Origin of the sequence: Bradyrhizobium sp. ma5, assembly GCF_042258955.1 — a bacterium.
Lineage (GTDB): Bacteria > Pseudomonadota > Alphaproteobacteria > Rhizobiales > Xanthobacteraceae > Bradyrhizobium.
Window position 1 is genome coordinate 4,844,213 of the sequence record NZ_CP170156.1, and the last position, 14,265, is coordinate 4,858,477.

The 14,265-nt window shown below is 64.7% G+C and carries 14 protein-coding genes; 2 read left to right on the forward strand and 12 right to left on the reverse strand.

Going from position 1 to position 14,265, the window contains the following annotated elements; all coding sequences use genetic code 11:
- Positions 1-153: 153 nt before the first annotated feature.
- On the forward strand, positions 154-1,455 hold the full coding sequence (gltA, locus tag ACE103_RS22445; protein WP_092114598.1) for a citrate synthase: 1,302 nt from the start codon (positions 154-156) through the stop codon (positions 1,453-1,455).
- A 32-nt stretch (positions 1,456-1,487) separates the two neighbouring features.
- Here gltA and ACE103_RS22450 read toward each other — a convergent pair whose 3' ends face one another.
- The 5 genes from ACE103_RS22450 to lpxA all read right to left on the reverse strand — a co-directional run bounded on the left by ACE103_RS22450 (position 1,488) and on the right by lpxA (position 5,448).
- Entirely contained in the window at positions 1,488-1,823 is a 336-nt protein-coding gene (locus ACE103_RS22450; RefSeq protein ID WP_375774938.1) for an ArsR/SmtB family transcription factor, read from the reverse strand.
- A gap of 2 nt (positions 1,824-1,825) precedes the next feature.
- Complete coding sequence (locus ACE103_RS22455; protein ID WP_375774939.1) at positions 1,826-2,485, reverse strand: SRPBCC family protein; 660 nt, start codon at positions 2,483-2,485, stop codon at positions 1,826-1,828.
- 113 nt (positions 2,486-2,598) lie between these two features.
- Complete coding sequence (gene lpxB, locus ACE103_RS22460) at positions 2,599-3,777, reverse strand: lipid-A-disaccharide synthase (RefSeq protein WP_375774940.1); 1,179 nt, start codon at positions 3,775-3,777, stop codon at positions 2,599-2,601.
- Positions 3,777-4,634: an LpxI family protein gene (locus ACE103_RS22465; protein ID WP_223967285.1), complete on the reverse strand. Its 858-nt coding sequence runs from the start codon at positions 4,632-4,634 to the stop codon at positions 3,777-3,779. The genes lpxB and ACE103_RS22465 overlap by 1 nt, the downstream gene beginning before the upstream one ends.
- 19 nt (positions 4,635-4,653) lie before the next feature.
- The gene (lpxA, locus tag ACE103_RS22470; protein ID WP_375774941.1) at positions 4,654-5,448 is read right to left on the reverse strand and encodes an acyl-ACP--UDP-N-acetylglucosamine O-acyltransferase; all 795 of its coding nucleotides are present in this window, start codon (positions 5,446-5,448) and stop codon (positions 4,654-4,656) included.
- A 137-nt stretch (positions 5,449-5,585) separates the two neighbouring features.
- Between lpxA and ACE103_RS22475 the strand changes: the two genes are divergently transcribed.
- Positions 5,586-5,909 carry a KTSC domain-containing protein gene (locus tag ACE103_RS22475; RefSeq protein WP_375774942.1) on the forward strand — a complete coding sequence of 108 codons (324 nt, stop codon included), beginning with the start codon at positions 5,586-5,588 and terminating at the stop codon, positions 5,907-5,909.
- 21 nt (positions 5,910-5,930) lie between these two features.
- On the opposite strand, the gene fabZ is transcribed toward ACE103_RS22475, so the two are convergent.
- From fabZ to ACE103_RS22510, 7 genes are all read right to left on the reverse strand, one after another.
- Positions 5,931-6,389, reverse strand: a complete 459-nt coding sequence (gene fabZ / locus ACE103_RS22480; protein WP_016841580.1) for a 3-hydroxyacyl-ACP dehydratase FabZ — start codon at positions 6,387-6,389, stop codon at positions 5,931-5,933.
- On the reverse strand, positions 6,389-7,450 hold the full coding sequence (lpxD, locus tag ACE103_RS22485; RefSeq protein WP_375774943.1) for a UDP-3-O-(3-hydroxymyristoyl)glucosamine N-acyltransferase: 1,062 nt from the start codon (positions 7,448-7,450) through the stop codon (positions 6,389-6,391). Before lpxD ends, fabZ begins: the two co-directional genes overlap by 1 nt.
- A 32-nt stretch (positions 7,451-7,482) precedes the next feature.
- Entirely contained in the window at positions 7,483-10,026 is a 2,544-nt protein-coding gene (bamA, locus tag ACE103_RS22490) for an outer membrane protein assembly factor BamA (protein WP_223967281.1), read from the reverse strand.
- 177 nt (positions 10,027-10,203) lie between these two features.
- On the reverse strand, positions 10,204-11,355 hold the full coding sequence (gene rseP, locus ACE103_RS22495) for an RIP metalloprotease RseP (RefSeq protein WP_375774944.1): 1,152 nt from the start codon (positions 11,353-11,355) through the stop codon (positions 10,204-10,206).
- A 44-nt stretch (positions 11,356-11,399) separates the two neighbouring features.
- Positions 11,400-12,626: a 1-deoxy-D-xylulose-5-phosphate reductoisomerase gene (dxr, locus tag ACE103_RS22500; protein WP_375774945.1), complete on the reverse strand. Its 1,227-nt coding sequence runs from the start codon at positions 12,624-12,626 to the stop codon at positions 11,400-11,402.
- A gap of 4 nt (positions 12,627-12,630) precedes the next feature.
- On the reverse strand, positions 12,631-13,419 hold the full coding sequence (locus tag ACE103_RS22505) for a phosphatidate cytidylyltransferase (RefSeq protein WP_375781162.1): 789 nt from the start codon (positions 13,417-13,419) through the stop codon (positions 12,631-12,633).
- A gap of 80 nt (positions 13,420-13,499) precedes the next feature.
- On the reverse strand, positions 13,500-14,258 hold the full coding sequence (locus ACE103_RS22510) for an isoprenyl transferase (RefSeq protein ID WP_223967277.1): 759 nt from the start codon (positions 14,256-14,258) through the stop codon (positions 13,500-13,502).
- Positions 14,259-14,265: the final 7 nt, after the last annotated feature.

The window sequence follows — 14,265 nt, forward strand, 5'->3', positions numbered from 1 at the left end:
TGGACCCCCTCCAGGGTCCATCTTGCAGCGCACATTGCAATGAGCTACCCATCCCCGGACGCTTTCTCCACAAGCCGTTCCGCCCCGCCATGGGCCGCAAATTAGCGACTGGGCAAGGTCGGTTTTCGCAACGATTTCATCGGGGATATCACGATGGACGCAAAATCCAGCAAGACAGCCACACTCACCATTGGCAACAAGAACTACGATTTCCCGATCCTGAGCGGCACGGTTGGGCCTGATGTCATCGACATCGGCAAGCTCTACGGCCAGGCCGGGGTGTTTACCTACGACCCCGGCTTCACCTCGACCGGCAGCTGCCAGTCGAAGATCACCTATATCGACGGCGACGCCGGTATCCTCGAATACCGCGGCTACCCGATCGAGCAGCTCGCCGAGAACGGCGACTTCCTCGAGACCTGCTACCTGCTGCTCTACGGGGAGCTTCCGACCCCGGCGCAGAAGAAGGACTTCGACCATCGCGTGATCCACCACACCATGGTGCACGAGCAGATGGCGCGCTTCTTCCAGGGCTTCCGCCGCGACGCGCATCCGATGGCGATCATGGTTGCTGCGGTCGGCGCGCTCGCCGCGTTCTACCATGACTCCACCGACATCAACGATCCGAAACAGCGCATGATCGCCTCGATGCGGATGATCGCGAAGGTGCCGACACTGGCGGCGATGGCCTACAAATACACCATCGGCCAGCCCTTCGTGTATCCGAAGAACTCGCTCTCCTTCGCCGAGAACTTCCTGCAGATGTGCTTCGCGGTGCCGTGCGAGGAATACAAGATCAACCCGGTGCTCGCCGACGCGCTCGACAAGATCTTCATCCTGCATGCCGATCACGAGCAGAACGCGTCGACCTCGACGGTGCGTATCGCCGGCTCCTCGGGCGCCAACCCGTTCGCCTGCATCGCGGCCGGCATCGCCTGCCTGTGGGGTCCGGCCCATGGCGGCGCCAACGAAGCCGCGCTCGCCATGCTGTCGTCGATCGGAACGGTCGACAAGATCCCCGAGTTCATCGCCAAGGTGAAGGACAAGAACAGCGAAGTCCGCCTGATGGGCTTCGGTCACCGCGTCTACAAGAACTACGATCCGCGCGCCAAGATCATGCAGAAGATGTGTCACGCGGTGCTGGCCGAGACCGGCCATGGCGATGACCCGATGCTGAAGGTTGCGCTCGAGCTCGAGAAGATCGCGCTCAGCGATCCCTACTTCATCGACCGCAAGCTCTACCCGAACGTCGACTTCTATTCGGGCATCACGCTGAAGGCGATGGGATTCCCGACCTCGATGTTCACCGTGCTGTTCGCAGTCGCCCGCACCGTCGGCTGGATCAGCCAGTGGAGCGAGATGATCGAGGATCCGCAGCAGAAGATCGGCCGTCCGCGCCAGCTCTACACCGGCGTGGCGCGCCGCGACTATGTGACGATCGACAAGCGCAAGTAAGCTTCATCGCTGACAAGTTCGAGACGGCGCCATCATTCCCGATGGCGCCGTTTTCGTTTGCCGCCCGCGACCTCGGTCGCGAGCGCATCGAGACGCGGCAGCCAGAACGCCCTGAACCGGTCGAGCCAGTCATCGACCTCGCGCAGCCGCGCCGGCTCCACGGCATAGATCCGGCGCGTGCCGTCGGCGCGCACCGACGCGAAACCGGCGTCCCGCAGGATCCGCAGCTGCTGCGAGACCGCCGATTGGGTGATGCCGAAATCGCGCTGCACGACGGCAACGACGTCGCCCGAACTATGCTCGCCGGTCGCCAGCAGTTCCAGGATGCGCCGGCGAACCGGATCGCCCAAGATGTCGAAGGCGTGCACCGCTAGCCTCCACCGCCCGGCTCGGGCTCGCCGCAATAGAACGACGTCGTGTTGGCTCCGGCCCGACGTGCCGCCGCCTCGTCCGTTCCCGCCGTGATCGACGCCCTGCACCAGTCCGCACTGCTGCGGCGGATGAAATCCTTGCCGTCCCCGGAGCCGGGCCAGGCCTCGGCTGCCGCCCGGTCGAACTGCCCGCCGGGGCCTGCCGCGACATAGAGCGCGAGCCCGATCAAGGCGAGGTCCCAGCCGACACCGACCGCGCCGGGCCCGTAGCGATCCCAGAAGTCGCCCTCGATCAGTGAAAGATGCTCCAGCTCGAGCCGCGTGCCGCCGGCGCCATCGTCGGCCAGAGTCACGGTGACCCAGCTGACGGCGCCCATCGCCTCCCAGGTCACGGCAAGCCGGCGCGGCGGCTCACACGTCGTGATTTCCCCGCCCGCCTGACCCTGGAACTGATAGCGGCCGCCCAGCCTGAGATCGCCCGAGATCGGCAGGAACCAGCGCGGAATGCGCTCGGGATTGGTCAGCGCGTCCCAGAGATCGGCGATGTCGGTGTCGTAGCTGCGGGTCGCGATGACCGCCCACGCCGGCTTGCCATCGCGCTCCCGGACCGCGACTTCGCGAACGACGGCTCCGACATAGGCGACAGGATCGATCTTCATGACGGCGCTCCGCATCAATATTAGTTATTACTAATATTAGCGCAGCCTAAATTCCCAAAGCAAGCGGAACCGTTGCGGCCACATGTCGCCGCATCACCACGATGACCGAATGACTAGGTTGAACGCCGGCTCATTTCCGCGAGCACTATGTCGGCGGCGCGGACACTCGGCGGCTGGTCGCCGGTCGACATCTTGCCGTCCATCGTCGCGAACGCCACGAGCTGCCGCAGACGGTCCGGCGAATCCGCGAGGACGTCACCCAGTGCGCGCGCGAGCTTATCCGGCGTGCAGTCCTCCTGCAGGAACTCGGGAATGATGTCGCTGCCGATCACGAGATTGGCGAGGATCACCGACGACACCCGGATCGCACGGCGCAGGATGAACGCTTCCGCAGCACCGACGCGATAGGCCGTCACCATCGGAATGCCTGACAGCGCGAGCTCCAGCGTCACCGTGCCCGACTTTGCGAGCGCCGCGCGGGCCACGCGGAATGCGGCGCGCTTCTCGGTCTCGCCGACGGCAAGCCGCGGCACCACGGGCCACGACGCGACGCCTTCGCGCACCATGGCCTCGAGATGCGGCATGGTCGGAAGCACGAGCTCGAACGGGGTTTGCTTGCTGAGCTGGCCGAGCGCCGCGCCGAACAGCGCCAGATGATGCCTGATCTCGCTGCGCCGGCTTCCGGGCAGCACCAGCAGGACCGGCGGCTGCGCATCGCGCCGCTTCTGTTCCTCCTCGTTCGGCCGGAGCGCAGTGAGCTGCTCGGTCAGGGGATGTCCGACATAGCTGCATGGCGGCCCCTGCAGCTTGCGATATTCCTCCGGTTCGAACGGCAGCAGCGCGAGCACGTGATCGACATAGCCTCGCATCGCGCGCGCTCGACCCGGCCGCCACGCCCAGACCGATGGCGACACGTAGTTGACGATCGGAATGTTCGGGTTGCGCGCGCGAACGCGGCGCGCGACGCGGTGGGTGAAGTCAGGGCTGTCGATGATGACGAGCATGTCGGGCGCAGCATCGAGCACGGCATCGGCCGTACGCCGGATCAATTGCAGGATCTTCGGCAATTGCTTCACGACGGCGGCAAAGCCGATGATCGAGAGCTCCTCGATCGGAAACAGCGGATCGATACCCTCGCTCGTCATCTGCCGGCCGCCGACGCCGGAAAATTGCACGGCATCGCCGAGGCGCTGGCGCAGCACCTTCATCAGTGCCGCGCCGAGGCGATCACCGGACTCCTCGGTCGCGATGAGGAAGATCTTGCGGCCGCTGCTGGGACTGCGCGCCTGCATCAGCCCGCCAGTCCGATGACAAACAGCCCCTTGGCGTCGGCGGCCTCGATCAGGGCCTGCGGCTCGGCGGCAAGCGTGTTACCGGCAATCACGGCGATCCCGGCGATGCCCGCCGCGGCCGCGCCCTCAACCGTCCGAGGGCCGATGGTCGGCAGATCGAAGCGCAGATCCTGCTTGCTCTTCGGCGCCTTCACCAGCACGCCGCGGCCGGCCTTGGCGCGGATACGGCCCTCGGCGCGCAGCCGCGCCACCCGCGCGAGCAGCCCATCGGTGCCTTCGATGTCCTCAACCGCAACGACGTGACCGTCGATCACCACGGCGGCCTGACCGATGTCGAACGGGCCGAGCGCATCGAGCACACTGCGTCCGCGTGCGATGTCGGCGAGCGCGCTCGAGTCCGGCGTCGTGCGCGTCACGGCGCCCTCAGGCATCAGGAGATCGGGCGCGACATCCTTGATTCCGACCATGCGAAATCCCTGCTGCTCGAGGATGCGGCCAACGCTCGACAGCAAATGATCGTCGCCGCCACGAAACGCGCGCACGACGTGGCCGAGCAAACGCAGCGTGCCCCAGTCGAGCCGGATCTCCGACAGCGCGGGACGCACCAGCGTGCCGATGAAGATCAGGTCGCGGCAGCCTTCGTCGCGGAACAGCCGGGTCGCGCGTCCGAGCTGGCCGACCGAGATCCAGCGATGACGAAACCGCTGCGCGCGCGCCGGATCGCAGGCGCCGCGCAGCGCGAACAGCACCGGCGTGATGCCGCGCGCGGTGAGCTGATCGGCGACCGCGAACGGCATGGCGCCGCCGCCGGCGATCACGCCGACCGGCGAGGAAAGCGAGGGAGCCGCTGACGTCATGCTGGCGGCCATCCCCTGCTCAATTGACGTCGGCGGGAAGACAGAGCGGCCGGAGCTTGCCGCCCTCGATGAAGGCGAGGATCTCCGCGATCGCAGGATCCTCGCCCGCGAGCGGCTGCACCGACACCAGCCGCTCGGCGAAGATGCCGGGGCCGTGGAACAGCTTTTGATAGAACGCGCGCACCGTCGCGAGCCGCGCCTTGGTGAACTGGCGCCGCCGCATGCCGATGATGTTGAGCCCTTCGAGCACCGCATATTGACCGTTGGCGAGCCCGAACGGGATGATGTCGCCGCGCACGCCGCAGACGCCACCGATCATCACCTGCGAGCCGACGCGGGTGAACTGGTGCACTGCTGACAGGCCGCCGATATAGACGGAGTCGCCGATCTCGCAGTGGCCGCCGAGCGTCGCCGAGGTCGCGAAGATCACACCATTGCCGACCATGCAATCATGGCCGACATGGCTGTTGTTCATGAAGAAGCCGCGGTCGCCGACGCGGGTGAGCCCGCCGCCCTTGATCGTGCCGACATTCATCGTCACGCCTTCGCGGATCGTACAGGCTTCGCCGACTTCAAGACGGGTCGGTTCGCCGCGATAGCTCAGATCCTGTGGCGGCCCGCCGAGCGCGGCAAACGGCGAGATGACGCAGCCGGCGCCGATCTTCGTGTGTCCGCTGACAGTGACATGCGCGATCAGCTTGCAGTTCTCGCCCAGCACGACGTTGGGGCCGATGATGCAGTACGGACCGATCTCGGTGCCGGCCCCGATCATAGCGCCATCCGCAATCCGCGCAGTGGGGTCGATCATGCTCATGTCGTTACGGTCCGGAATTCGTTAATCGCGCCAAGGTGGTATCAGTCGATTTGAGCGGTCGTTAGCGCGACTTTGCCCGCCCTGTCCAGTGACGTATGATGACCGCCTGTTGCAAACGAGAAGGTCGCAACCGATCCATGGTCCGGGCCGCCGCACTGATCCTCAGCCTGTTCTCCGCGCCGGTCGGTCCGGAGACCGTCGATCTCGGAAACAGCACGACCGTCAATCTCTCGAGCTTCGAGTGTCGCGACATCAACCGCAGCACGATCGTCCAGCGGGTCTGCTACAGCGCAAGCGAGCGCACGCTGCTGGTCGCGGTCAGGGGCAGCTACCAGCACTATTGCGGCGTGCCTACGGAGACCTACGACGCACTGATGATCGCACCATCGATGGGCGTCTTCCTCAATCGCGTGCTGCGGATCGCCGGCGCGGACGGCCGATATGCCTGCAGCACGTCGTGACGGCGGCGAGCTGACGTTGCTCTAATCCGTCAGCATCGCACCGACATCGGCCTCGGCGACGACCTGGCCGTTGACCTTGGCGTCGCCGTGAAACCACCACATCGTCTTGCGGCGGCCGAGCGAGCGCATGTGGTACTCGATGGTGTCGCCGGGCATCACCGGCTTCCTGAACTTGCACTTGTCGATGGTGAGGAAATACACCGCGCGCGGCTTCTCGGTGCCCTCGACCGACTTGATGCCGATCACGCCGGCGGTCTGCGCCATCGCCTCGATCATCATCACGCCGGGATAGACCGGACGATCCGGGAAATGCCCCTGGAACGGCGGCTCGTTGAAGGTGACGTTCTTGATGCCGATGCCGCTGTAGTCGGTGCGGATCTTGATCACCCGGTCGATCAGCAACATCGGAAAGCGATGCGGGAGCGTCTTCAGGATATCGTTGATATCCACGAGCTCGAATTTGACCGGTGCCTCCTCCATCACTCCTGTTCCTTGCCTTTGGCTTCGTTGTCGCGCACCAGGCGCTCCACCGCGATAATTTCCCGGAACCACTGCTTGGTCGGCTTGGCGAAGTGCCCGCCCCAGCGACCATTGGCCGGAATGTCGTCCTTGACCGCGCTCATCGCCGTCACCTGGGCGCCGTCGCCGATCTTGAGGTGGTTGTTGATGCCCACCTTGGCGCCGAGCGCAACATTATCGCCGATCGTCAGACTGCCGGCGAGCCCGATCTGGGCCGCGAGCAGGCAGTGCCGGCCGATGGTCACATTGTGGCCGATCTGGACCTGGTTGTCGATTTTGGTGCCCTCACCGATCACGGTATCGCGCAGGGAACCGCGGTCGATGGTCGAGGCGGCGCCGACCTCAACATTGTTCTGGATCACCACGCGGCCGGTCTGCGGCACCTTCACGTGCCCGGCCGGCCCGAAGAAGATGAAGCCGTAGCCGTCCTGGCCGATATTGCAGGCCGGGTGGATCAGCACGTTGTTGCCGATCAGCGCGAACTGAATGGTGGTCTTGGCGCCGACATTGCAGTCGCGGCCGATCTTGACGTCGGCGCCGATCACCGCGCCGGCGCCGATGATGGTGCCGGCGCCGATCTCGACCCGTGGGCCGATCACGACCAGCGGATCGACGATGACGCCGTCCTCGAGGCGCGCGGTGGGATCGATGATCGCCGACGGGGCGATGCCCTCGGTCCCGAACCAGGATTGCGGCCGCAGCGCATCGGCGTGCCATTCGCGGGCAAGCTCGACGAACACCTGGAACGGTTTCGCCGCGCGCAGCACCGCGGTGCCCTTCGGCACCTGCGCCTCGAAGCGCGGGCTGACCAGGCAGGCACCGGCCTTGGTCGCGGCAAGCTGGTCGGCGTATTTGAGATTGTCGAAAAACGCGAGATGCATCGGACCGGCCTCGTCAAGCGAAGCCAGCCCCCTGATCTGAAGCGCGCCCCTTTCGGGGTCGACCAGTTGCGCCTTCGTCAGCGCGGCAATTTCAGCCAGCGATGACGAAGGAGGACTCTTGTAGAAGATCGGCTGCGCCATTCCATCCGTCGCAGTCCGGTCGATCAGCGGTGTTAGAAAGTCGTGCCGCCGCCAAACCGGAATTCTTGCACGCGGTCATACGCACCCTTGGTCAGCGGTACGGCGTAATCGAAGCGCAGCGGACCAAACGGCGACTGCCAGATCAGGCCGACACCGACCGAGGTACGGACAACCTTGCTGTCGTCATAGCTCAGACCCAAGCAGGTACCCGGAGACGGTGGGTTGTTGGTCGGCCTGACGCAGCCGGGCGTGTTGACTTCGCCGGTCGCCGCCCACGAGGTCGGTCCCTTGTAGTCGTACAGGCCGCCGGCGTCGGCATAGACCGCGCCCTTGAGCCCGACTTCCTTCGGCAGGAACCAGAACGGCATCTGCAGTTCCGCCGACACGCCCCAGTACTTGGTGCCGCCGACGGCGTCCATGGTGCCGTACGGATTGATGTCACGCGGACCGATGCCGTTCGGCGCGAAGCCGCGGACCAAGTTCGGGCCCATCTGGAAGTGATCCAGCATGCGCAGTTCGTCGCTGCCCAGCTTGTTCAGGATGCCGCCCTGGGCGTGGATCACGCCGACGATATCAGAGACCAGCGGGGTGTAGTACTTCGCGTCGATCGCGCTCTTGATGTAGCTGACGTCGCCACCGACGCCGGCGAAGTCCTGCTTGAAGTCGACGATCAGACCGTCGGTCGGGTTCTTGTTGTTGTCGAGCGTGTTGTAGTTGAGCGTATAACCCAGCGCCGACGTCAACGTCTTGCCGCCAGCCAGTTCCTTGCGGACCGGCAGCGAGGCTTCACCGTCGCTGTAGCAGCCGAGACCATTGGTCGACACCAGGCTGATCCCGTTCAGGTTCGCATAGGCCGGGCTCGGATTGAATGCGGGATTGGGCGTTACGCCGTCAGCCAGGAAGGGATTGTTGTTACAGTTGTTGAGCGTCGACGGCAGGGTGATTTCCTGCTGATAGATCGAGTAGCGCAGCTGCAGCGACAGGTCTTCCCGCAGGCTGAAGCCGAGACGCGGGCTGAAGCCGAGCGTCTTGGTGCCGTAGGCGATGTAGTTGTTGGACAGCTGCTGGCGCTGATAGAAATCGAGGCCGAGCGCGACACGATAGTCGAGCAGATAGGGCTCGACGAACGACAGCGAGTAGCCGCGGGCATACTGGCCATAGGTCACCGACGCCTTCGCGAACAGGCCGCGGCCGAGCAGATTGCGCTCGGAGACGCTGACTTCAGCCAGCGCGCCGTCGGTGGTCGAATAGCCGCCCGACACCGAGAAGTCGCCAGTCGACTTCTCCTCGAGATCGACGATCAGGATGACGCGATCGCTGGAGGATCCGGGTTCGGTGGTGATCTTCACTGTCTTGAAGAAGTCGAGGTTCTTCAGCCGGCGCTCTGCACGGTCCACCAGCGCACGGTTGTAGGCGTCGCCTTCCGAGATATCGAATTCGCGGCGGATCACGTAATCGCGCGTGCGGCTGTTACCGCGGACGTTGATACGCTCGATATAGGTGCGCGGACCTTCATCGATCGCGAAGGTGATCGACACCGTGTGATTGTCGAAATTGCGGTCGCCGCGCGGCCGGACCACCGCGAATGCATAGCCGCGGCGCGATGCCTCGATCTGCATCTCCTCGACCGACTTCTCCAGCGCCTCGGCGTTGTAGAGCGAGCCGGTATTGACGCGCGAGTACGAGCGCAGCGCGTTCGGGTCGAGTGTTGCGATCGACGAGGTGAAGTTGACGGCGGCGACGCGGTACTGCTGGCCCTCTTCGATCTTGAAGGTAACCAGGAAGCCCTTCTTGTCGGGATCGTATTCGGTCAGTGCGGCCACGACCTGTACATCGGCATAGCCGTTCTTGAGGTAGAAGCGGCGAATCAAGTCGCGGTCGGCTTCGACCCGGTCCGGGTCATAGACGTCGTTGCCGCCAAGGAAGCTCAGGAGGTTCGATTCGCGGGTCTTGATGACGTCGCGCAGGCGGGACGCCGAATAGGCATTGTTGCCCAGGAACTCGATCGACCGCACACCGGTCTTCACGCCTTCATTGACCTCGAAGATCAGGTCGACGCGGTTGTTCGGCTGCTCGATGATCTGCGGATTGACCCGCACGTCGTAACGGCCGGAGCGGCGGTAGATTTCGGCAATGCGCAGGGCATCCGACTGCACCATCGGGCGCGAGAAGGTGCCGCGCGGCTTGGACTGGACTTCGGCGGTGAGCTGCTCGTCCTTGACCTTCTTGTTGCCTTCGAAGGCAACGCGGCCAATCACCGGGTTCTCGACCACGACCACGACGAAGCGCCCGCCCCGCTGATCGATATGGACGTCCTGGAACAGGCCGGTCTCGATCAGCGCCTTCAGGCCGTCATCGATCTGGGCCTGGCCCAGCCGACCGCCCGGTCCGGGATGGAAATAGGAACGAATGGTTTCGAGCTCGACGCGACGGTTCCCCTCCACCGCAATCGAATCAACAGTCTGCGCATGCGCAGGCGCAGAGACAGCAACGGCCGCCAAGGTGGCCGCCGCTGGCGCGGCGAACATGACCAAGGCGGCGAACAGCCCCCCCCTCACTCGCATTCCAAACATCATGCGCAACGCGCCCTTATCTTTAGCAATGCCGGACCGTTCCCCAACGACCCGACAGATTCCCAACCTGCCGCTCAGCTTGTAGCCAACTTTGCCTAGGGGGCAAACTTACTACAGCTGAACATTTCCATTTTCATACCAAGACGTTGCCCATTGGCAACGCCACAGAAAAGCCCCGTTTCAGGACCCAGCGATTCTGAGGATGTCGTTATACGTCGCAAACACCATCAGCATCAGAACCAAACCCAGACCGATTCGGAAACCCACCTCCTGCGTCCGCTCCGAGAGCGGGCGTCCACGAAGCGCCTCCGCGCTGTAGAACAGGAGGTGTCCACCGTCCAAAAGCGGGATCGGGAACAGATTCAACAGCCCGATCGAGACTGAGAGGATGGCGCAGAGATTGACGACGAACTGGAATCCGGCGCTCGCGGCCTGCCCCGACAGCTTCGCGATTCCAATGACCCCGCTCACCTCGGCCGGATTGCCGGTCCCGACGAACAGCGACCCCAGGAACTTGAACGTGCTGGAAATAATGTACCAAACCTGCTCGACACCGATCTTCATCGCTTCCAGCACGCCGACCGGAGCACTGGATGATTCGCCGACCTGGGCCTTGTGCTCGATTCCAAGCACGCCGATTCGGTGGGCATTGCCGAAGGGGTCCTTGACCTCCTTCAGCGCCGGCGCCGCCTTCAGCGAAACGATCGCGCCGTCCCGCTTCACTTTGAAACCAAGCTCTGAACCAGCATTCGAAGCTACGATCCGCTGCATGTCGGCGAAGCTCTGGATCGCACTGCCATCGATATCGACGACGACATCACCGACCTTGAACCCTGCGTTCGCAGCGACGCTTTCGGCGACCAGGCCATCGACCCGGGCGATCGTGCTGGGCTTGCCGTAATAGAGCGCCATGCCCGCGAAAATCAGGGCGCCTAGAATGAAGTTCGCCACCGGACCGGCCGCGACGATTGCGGTACGCTTGCCGACCGACTTGTGGTGGAAGCTGCCTTCGCGCTCCTCCGCCGTCATGGCGGCGAGCGTCTCCGTCGAGGGCGTCGATGCCTCGCTGTCGTCGCCGAAGAATTTGACGTAACCGCCGAGCGGGATAGCGGAGATCTTCCAGCGTGTGCCATGCCGGTCGTTGAAGCCGGCAAGCTCCGGTCCGAACCCCAGCGAGAACGTCAGCACCTTCACGCCGGCCCAGCGCGCGACCAGGAAGTGGCCGAGCTCGTGAAAGAAGACAACGATGGTCAGGACGAAGAGGAAGGGAACGATATAGCCGAGGAGCCCATGGCTCAACGCATTGATACTATGAAGCAAATACTCGAGCATTCGAATTCCCCTCGACAAGAGCCATAGGCTCCGTCCCCAACCCTCTAGGTTGCCTTTAAGGCAATTTGAGGCAATAGGGCGGCAGCTTTATTTCGCGCGATATGGTCAACGGAAATCGCATCATCCGCCGAGTTCAGTGGTGGCTGATTCCCCGACCTGATCCAATCGTTCATGGTCGCCTCGACCAGCCGGGCAATCGCACCGAACTTGATCTTGCCGGCGATAAACGCGGCGACCGCGATTTCGTTCGCGGCGTTGTAGACCGTCGTCGCGCCATGCCCGAGGCGCAGCGCCTCGTAGGCGAGGCGCAGCCCAGGGAAACGCTGAAAGTCCGGCGCCTCGAAGGTGAGCTGTCCGATCTTGGCGAGATCGAGCTTGGCTGACGGGCCCACGATCCGATCCGGCCAGCCGAGGCAATGCGCGATCGGGATCCGCATATCGGGCGTGCCGAGCTGGGCCATCACGGAGCGATCGGAGAACTCGACCATGCCATGGATGATCGACTGCGGGTGCACCAGCACGTCGATCTCGTCGGGCGACAGGGCGAACAAATAGGACGCCTCGATCACCTCAAGGCCCTTGTTCATCATCGAGGCGGAATCGATCGTGATCTTCTGCCCCATGCTCCAGTTCGGATGCTTGAGCGCCTGTTCCAACGTCGCCTGTTCGATGTCGGCGGGAGCCCAGGTGCGGAACGGCCCGCCGGACGCAGTGATGATCACCCGCGTCAGTTCCTCGCGATTGCCGGAAGCCAGCGCCTGGAACAGCGCATTATGCTCGGAGTCCGCCGGCAGGATGCAGGCGCCAGCCTTCTTGGCCCGCTCCATGAAGATATCGCCGGCACAGACCAGGCACTCCTTGTTGGCGAGCGCGACGGTTGCGCCGCGATCGACAGCGGCGAGTGCCGGCTTCAATCCGGCAGCGCCGCTGACCGCGGCCATCACCCAATCCGCCGGCCGCGCGGCCGCCTCGATGATGGCGCTCTCCCCGGCCCCGCATTCGATGCGGGTTCCGGCCAGCGCGTCCTTCAATTCGGAAAGTCGCGCCGGATCGGCGATGGCGGCGAACCGCGCGCCGAACTCCTTGGCGAGCTTGGCCAGTCCCTCGACATTGCTGTTCGCGGTCAGCGCCTCGACCCGGTAGCGGTCGCGCGCGCCACGCAGCAGATCCATCGTGCTGTCGCCGATCGAGCCGGTGGCACCGAGGACGGTCACGGACCGCGCGGCGGATGCCGCCGCGGCCTTGTTGTTACGCAACGGAACTGCGCTCATCTCATCACCAAACCATAAGACCGCGTCCGACGCCATCGGCGCCACCACGGAGAAAGCCGAAAATCGCCGCCACAACGACGGCCGCGACAAATCCGTCCAGGCGATCCAGAAGGCCGCCATGGCCGGGAATGATGTGGCTCGAGTCCTTCACCCCGAACCGCCGCTTGACCGCGGATTCGAAGAGATCGCCAAGCTGCGAGACCACCGACAACACGGCTCCGAGCATCAGCAGCGGCCCGGTCGTGCCGATCTCGAAGGCGGCAAAGCAGGCCGCAACCAACAGGCTCGCGACGAAACCGCCGGCCGCGCCAGCCCATGTCTTCTTCGGGCTGACCCGCACCCAAAGCTTCGGCCCGCCGATGCTGCGGCCCGCGAAATAGCCGCCGATGTCGGTGACCCACACGATCAGCAGCACGAACATCAGCGCGGCAAAGCCCTTCGCCGTATCGAGACGCAGCACCACCGATGCGATCTCTGCGGCCGCAGCGTAGAGCAATCCCGCAATCGCCCAGTTGCGCCGCGCGCCCGAGGTCAGCGCCACAACAACCGCACCGACGGCGAGGACCGCCAGCGCCGCATCAATGCGGCCGGCGATCAGGCAAAGTCCGGCAAGCAGCAGCGCGACAACACCGGGCACCATGACGCGGAGTTCGCGTCCGAGCCCGGTGACCATGAGCCATTCCGCGAACAATCCGACCGCAATCAGCGTCACCAGCAGCGACCAGGCCACGCCACCCAGATAGGCCAGCGCGATCGCGACCGGCGCCAGTACCAGCGCCGCAACCACGCGCATCACGAGGTTGCGCGAGCCCTGCTCGCCTGGTGCCGCCGGCGATTGCTCGCTTGCTGCCGCCGGTGCGGCTTCGCGCTCGCTCACGATCCGGTTTTCGCGGCGAGGCCGCCGAACCGGCGCTCACGTTTGCCGTATTCCGCAATCGCGCCTTCGAGCGCCGCCTTGTCGAAATCCGGCCAGTGAATCGGCACGAACACGAGCTCGCTATAGGCGGCCTGCCACATCAGGAAGTTCGACAGCCGCTGTTCGCCGCTGGTGCGGATGATCAGGTCGGGGTCCGGAATGTCGGGCGCATCGAGATATTGCCCGAGCGTATCGGCATCGATGGAGTTGGCGTCGCGCTTGCCCTCGGCGACCTCGCGCGCAAGGCGCCGCGCGGCGGCAGCGATCTCCGCCCGCGAGCCGTAGTTGAAGGCGACCACGAGGTTGAGCTTGACGTTATTCCGCGTCAGCTCCTCGGCCTCGTTGAGCAGCGCGCAGATGTCGGGGTCGAGCCCGGCGCGCTCGCCGATCACGCGCACCCGCACGCCGTCACGATGCAGCGTCGCCAGATCGTTGCGGATGAAGCGGCGCAGCAGGCCGAACAGATCGCCGATCTCGCTGGCCGGGCGCGACCAGTTTTCCGAGCTGAACGAAAAGATCGTGAGATAGACGATGCCGAGTTCATGGGCCGCACGCACCACGCGGCGCAGTGCCTCGACGCCGCGGCGGTGGCCCTCGACGCGCGGCAGGCCGCGCGAAGCGGCCCAGCGCCCGTTGCCGTCCATGATGATCGCCACATGCAACGGACTGCCGGAGCGATCCGGTCCGTCAGTTGCTGGGGCGGCGGCATTCGACATCGGCTCT

Excerpts from the sequence above, each read along its gene's own strand:
- gltA (WP_092114598.1), top strand. The coding sequence starts at position 154 with ATGGACGCAAAATCCAGCAAGACAGCCACACTCACCATTGGCAACAAG.
- ACE103_RS22455 (WP_375774939.1), bottom strand. The coding sequence starts at position 2,485 with ATGAAGATCGATCCTGTCGCCTATGTCGGAGCCGTCGTTCGCGAAGTC.
- lpxB (WP_375774940.1), bottom strand. The coding sequence starts at position 3,777 with ATGCAGGCGCGCAGTCCCAGCAGCGGCCGCAAGATCTTCCTCATCGCG.
- ACE103_RS22465 (WP_223967285.1), bottom strand. The coding sequence starts at position 4,634 with ATGACGTCAGCGGCTCCCTCGCTTTCCTCGCCGGTCGGCGTGATCGCC.
- lpxA (WP_375774941.1), bottom strand. The coding sequence starts at position 5,448 with ATGAGCATGATCGACCCCACTGCGCGGATTGCGGATGGCGCTATGATC.
- ACE103_RS22475 (WP_375774942.1), top strand. The coding sequence starts at position 5,586 with ATGGTCCGGGCCGCCGCACTGATCCTCAGCCTGTTCTCCGCGCCGGTC.
- fabZ (WP_016841580.1), bottom strand. The coding sequence starts at position 6,389 with ATGGAGGAGGCACCGGTCAAATTCGAGCTCGTGGATATCAACGATATC.
- lpxD (WP_375774943.1), bottom strand. The coding sequence starts at position 7,450 with ATGGCGCAGCCGATCTTCTACAAGAGTCCTCCTTCGTCATCGCTGGCT.
- bamA (WP_223967281.1), bottom strand. The coding sequence starts at position 10,026 with ATGATGTTTGGAATGCGAGTGAGGGGGGGGCTGTTCGCCGCCTTGGTC.
- rseP (WP_375774944.1), bottom strand. The coding sequence starts at position 11,355 with ATGCTCGAGTATTTGCTTCATAGTATCAATGCGTTGAGCCATGGGCTC.
- dxr (WP_375774945.1), bottom strand. The coding sequence starts at position 12,626 with ATGAGCGCAGTTCCGTTGCGTAACAACAAGGCCGCGGCGGCATCCGCC.
- ACE103_RS22505 (WP_375781162.1), bottom strand. The coding sequence starts at position 13,419 with ATGCGCGTGGTTGCGGCGCTGGTACTGGCGCCGGTCGCGATCGCGCTG.
- ACE103_RS22510 (WP_223967277.1), bottom strand. The coding sequence starts at position 14,258 with ATGTCGAATGCCGCCGCCCCAGCAACTGACGGACCGGATCGCTCCGGC.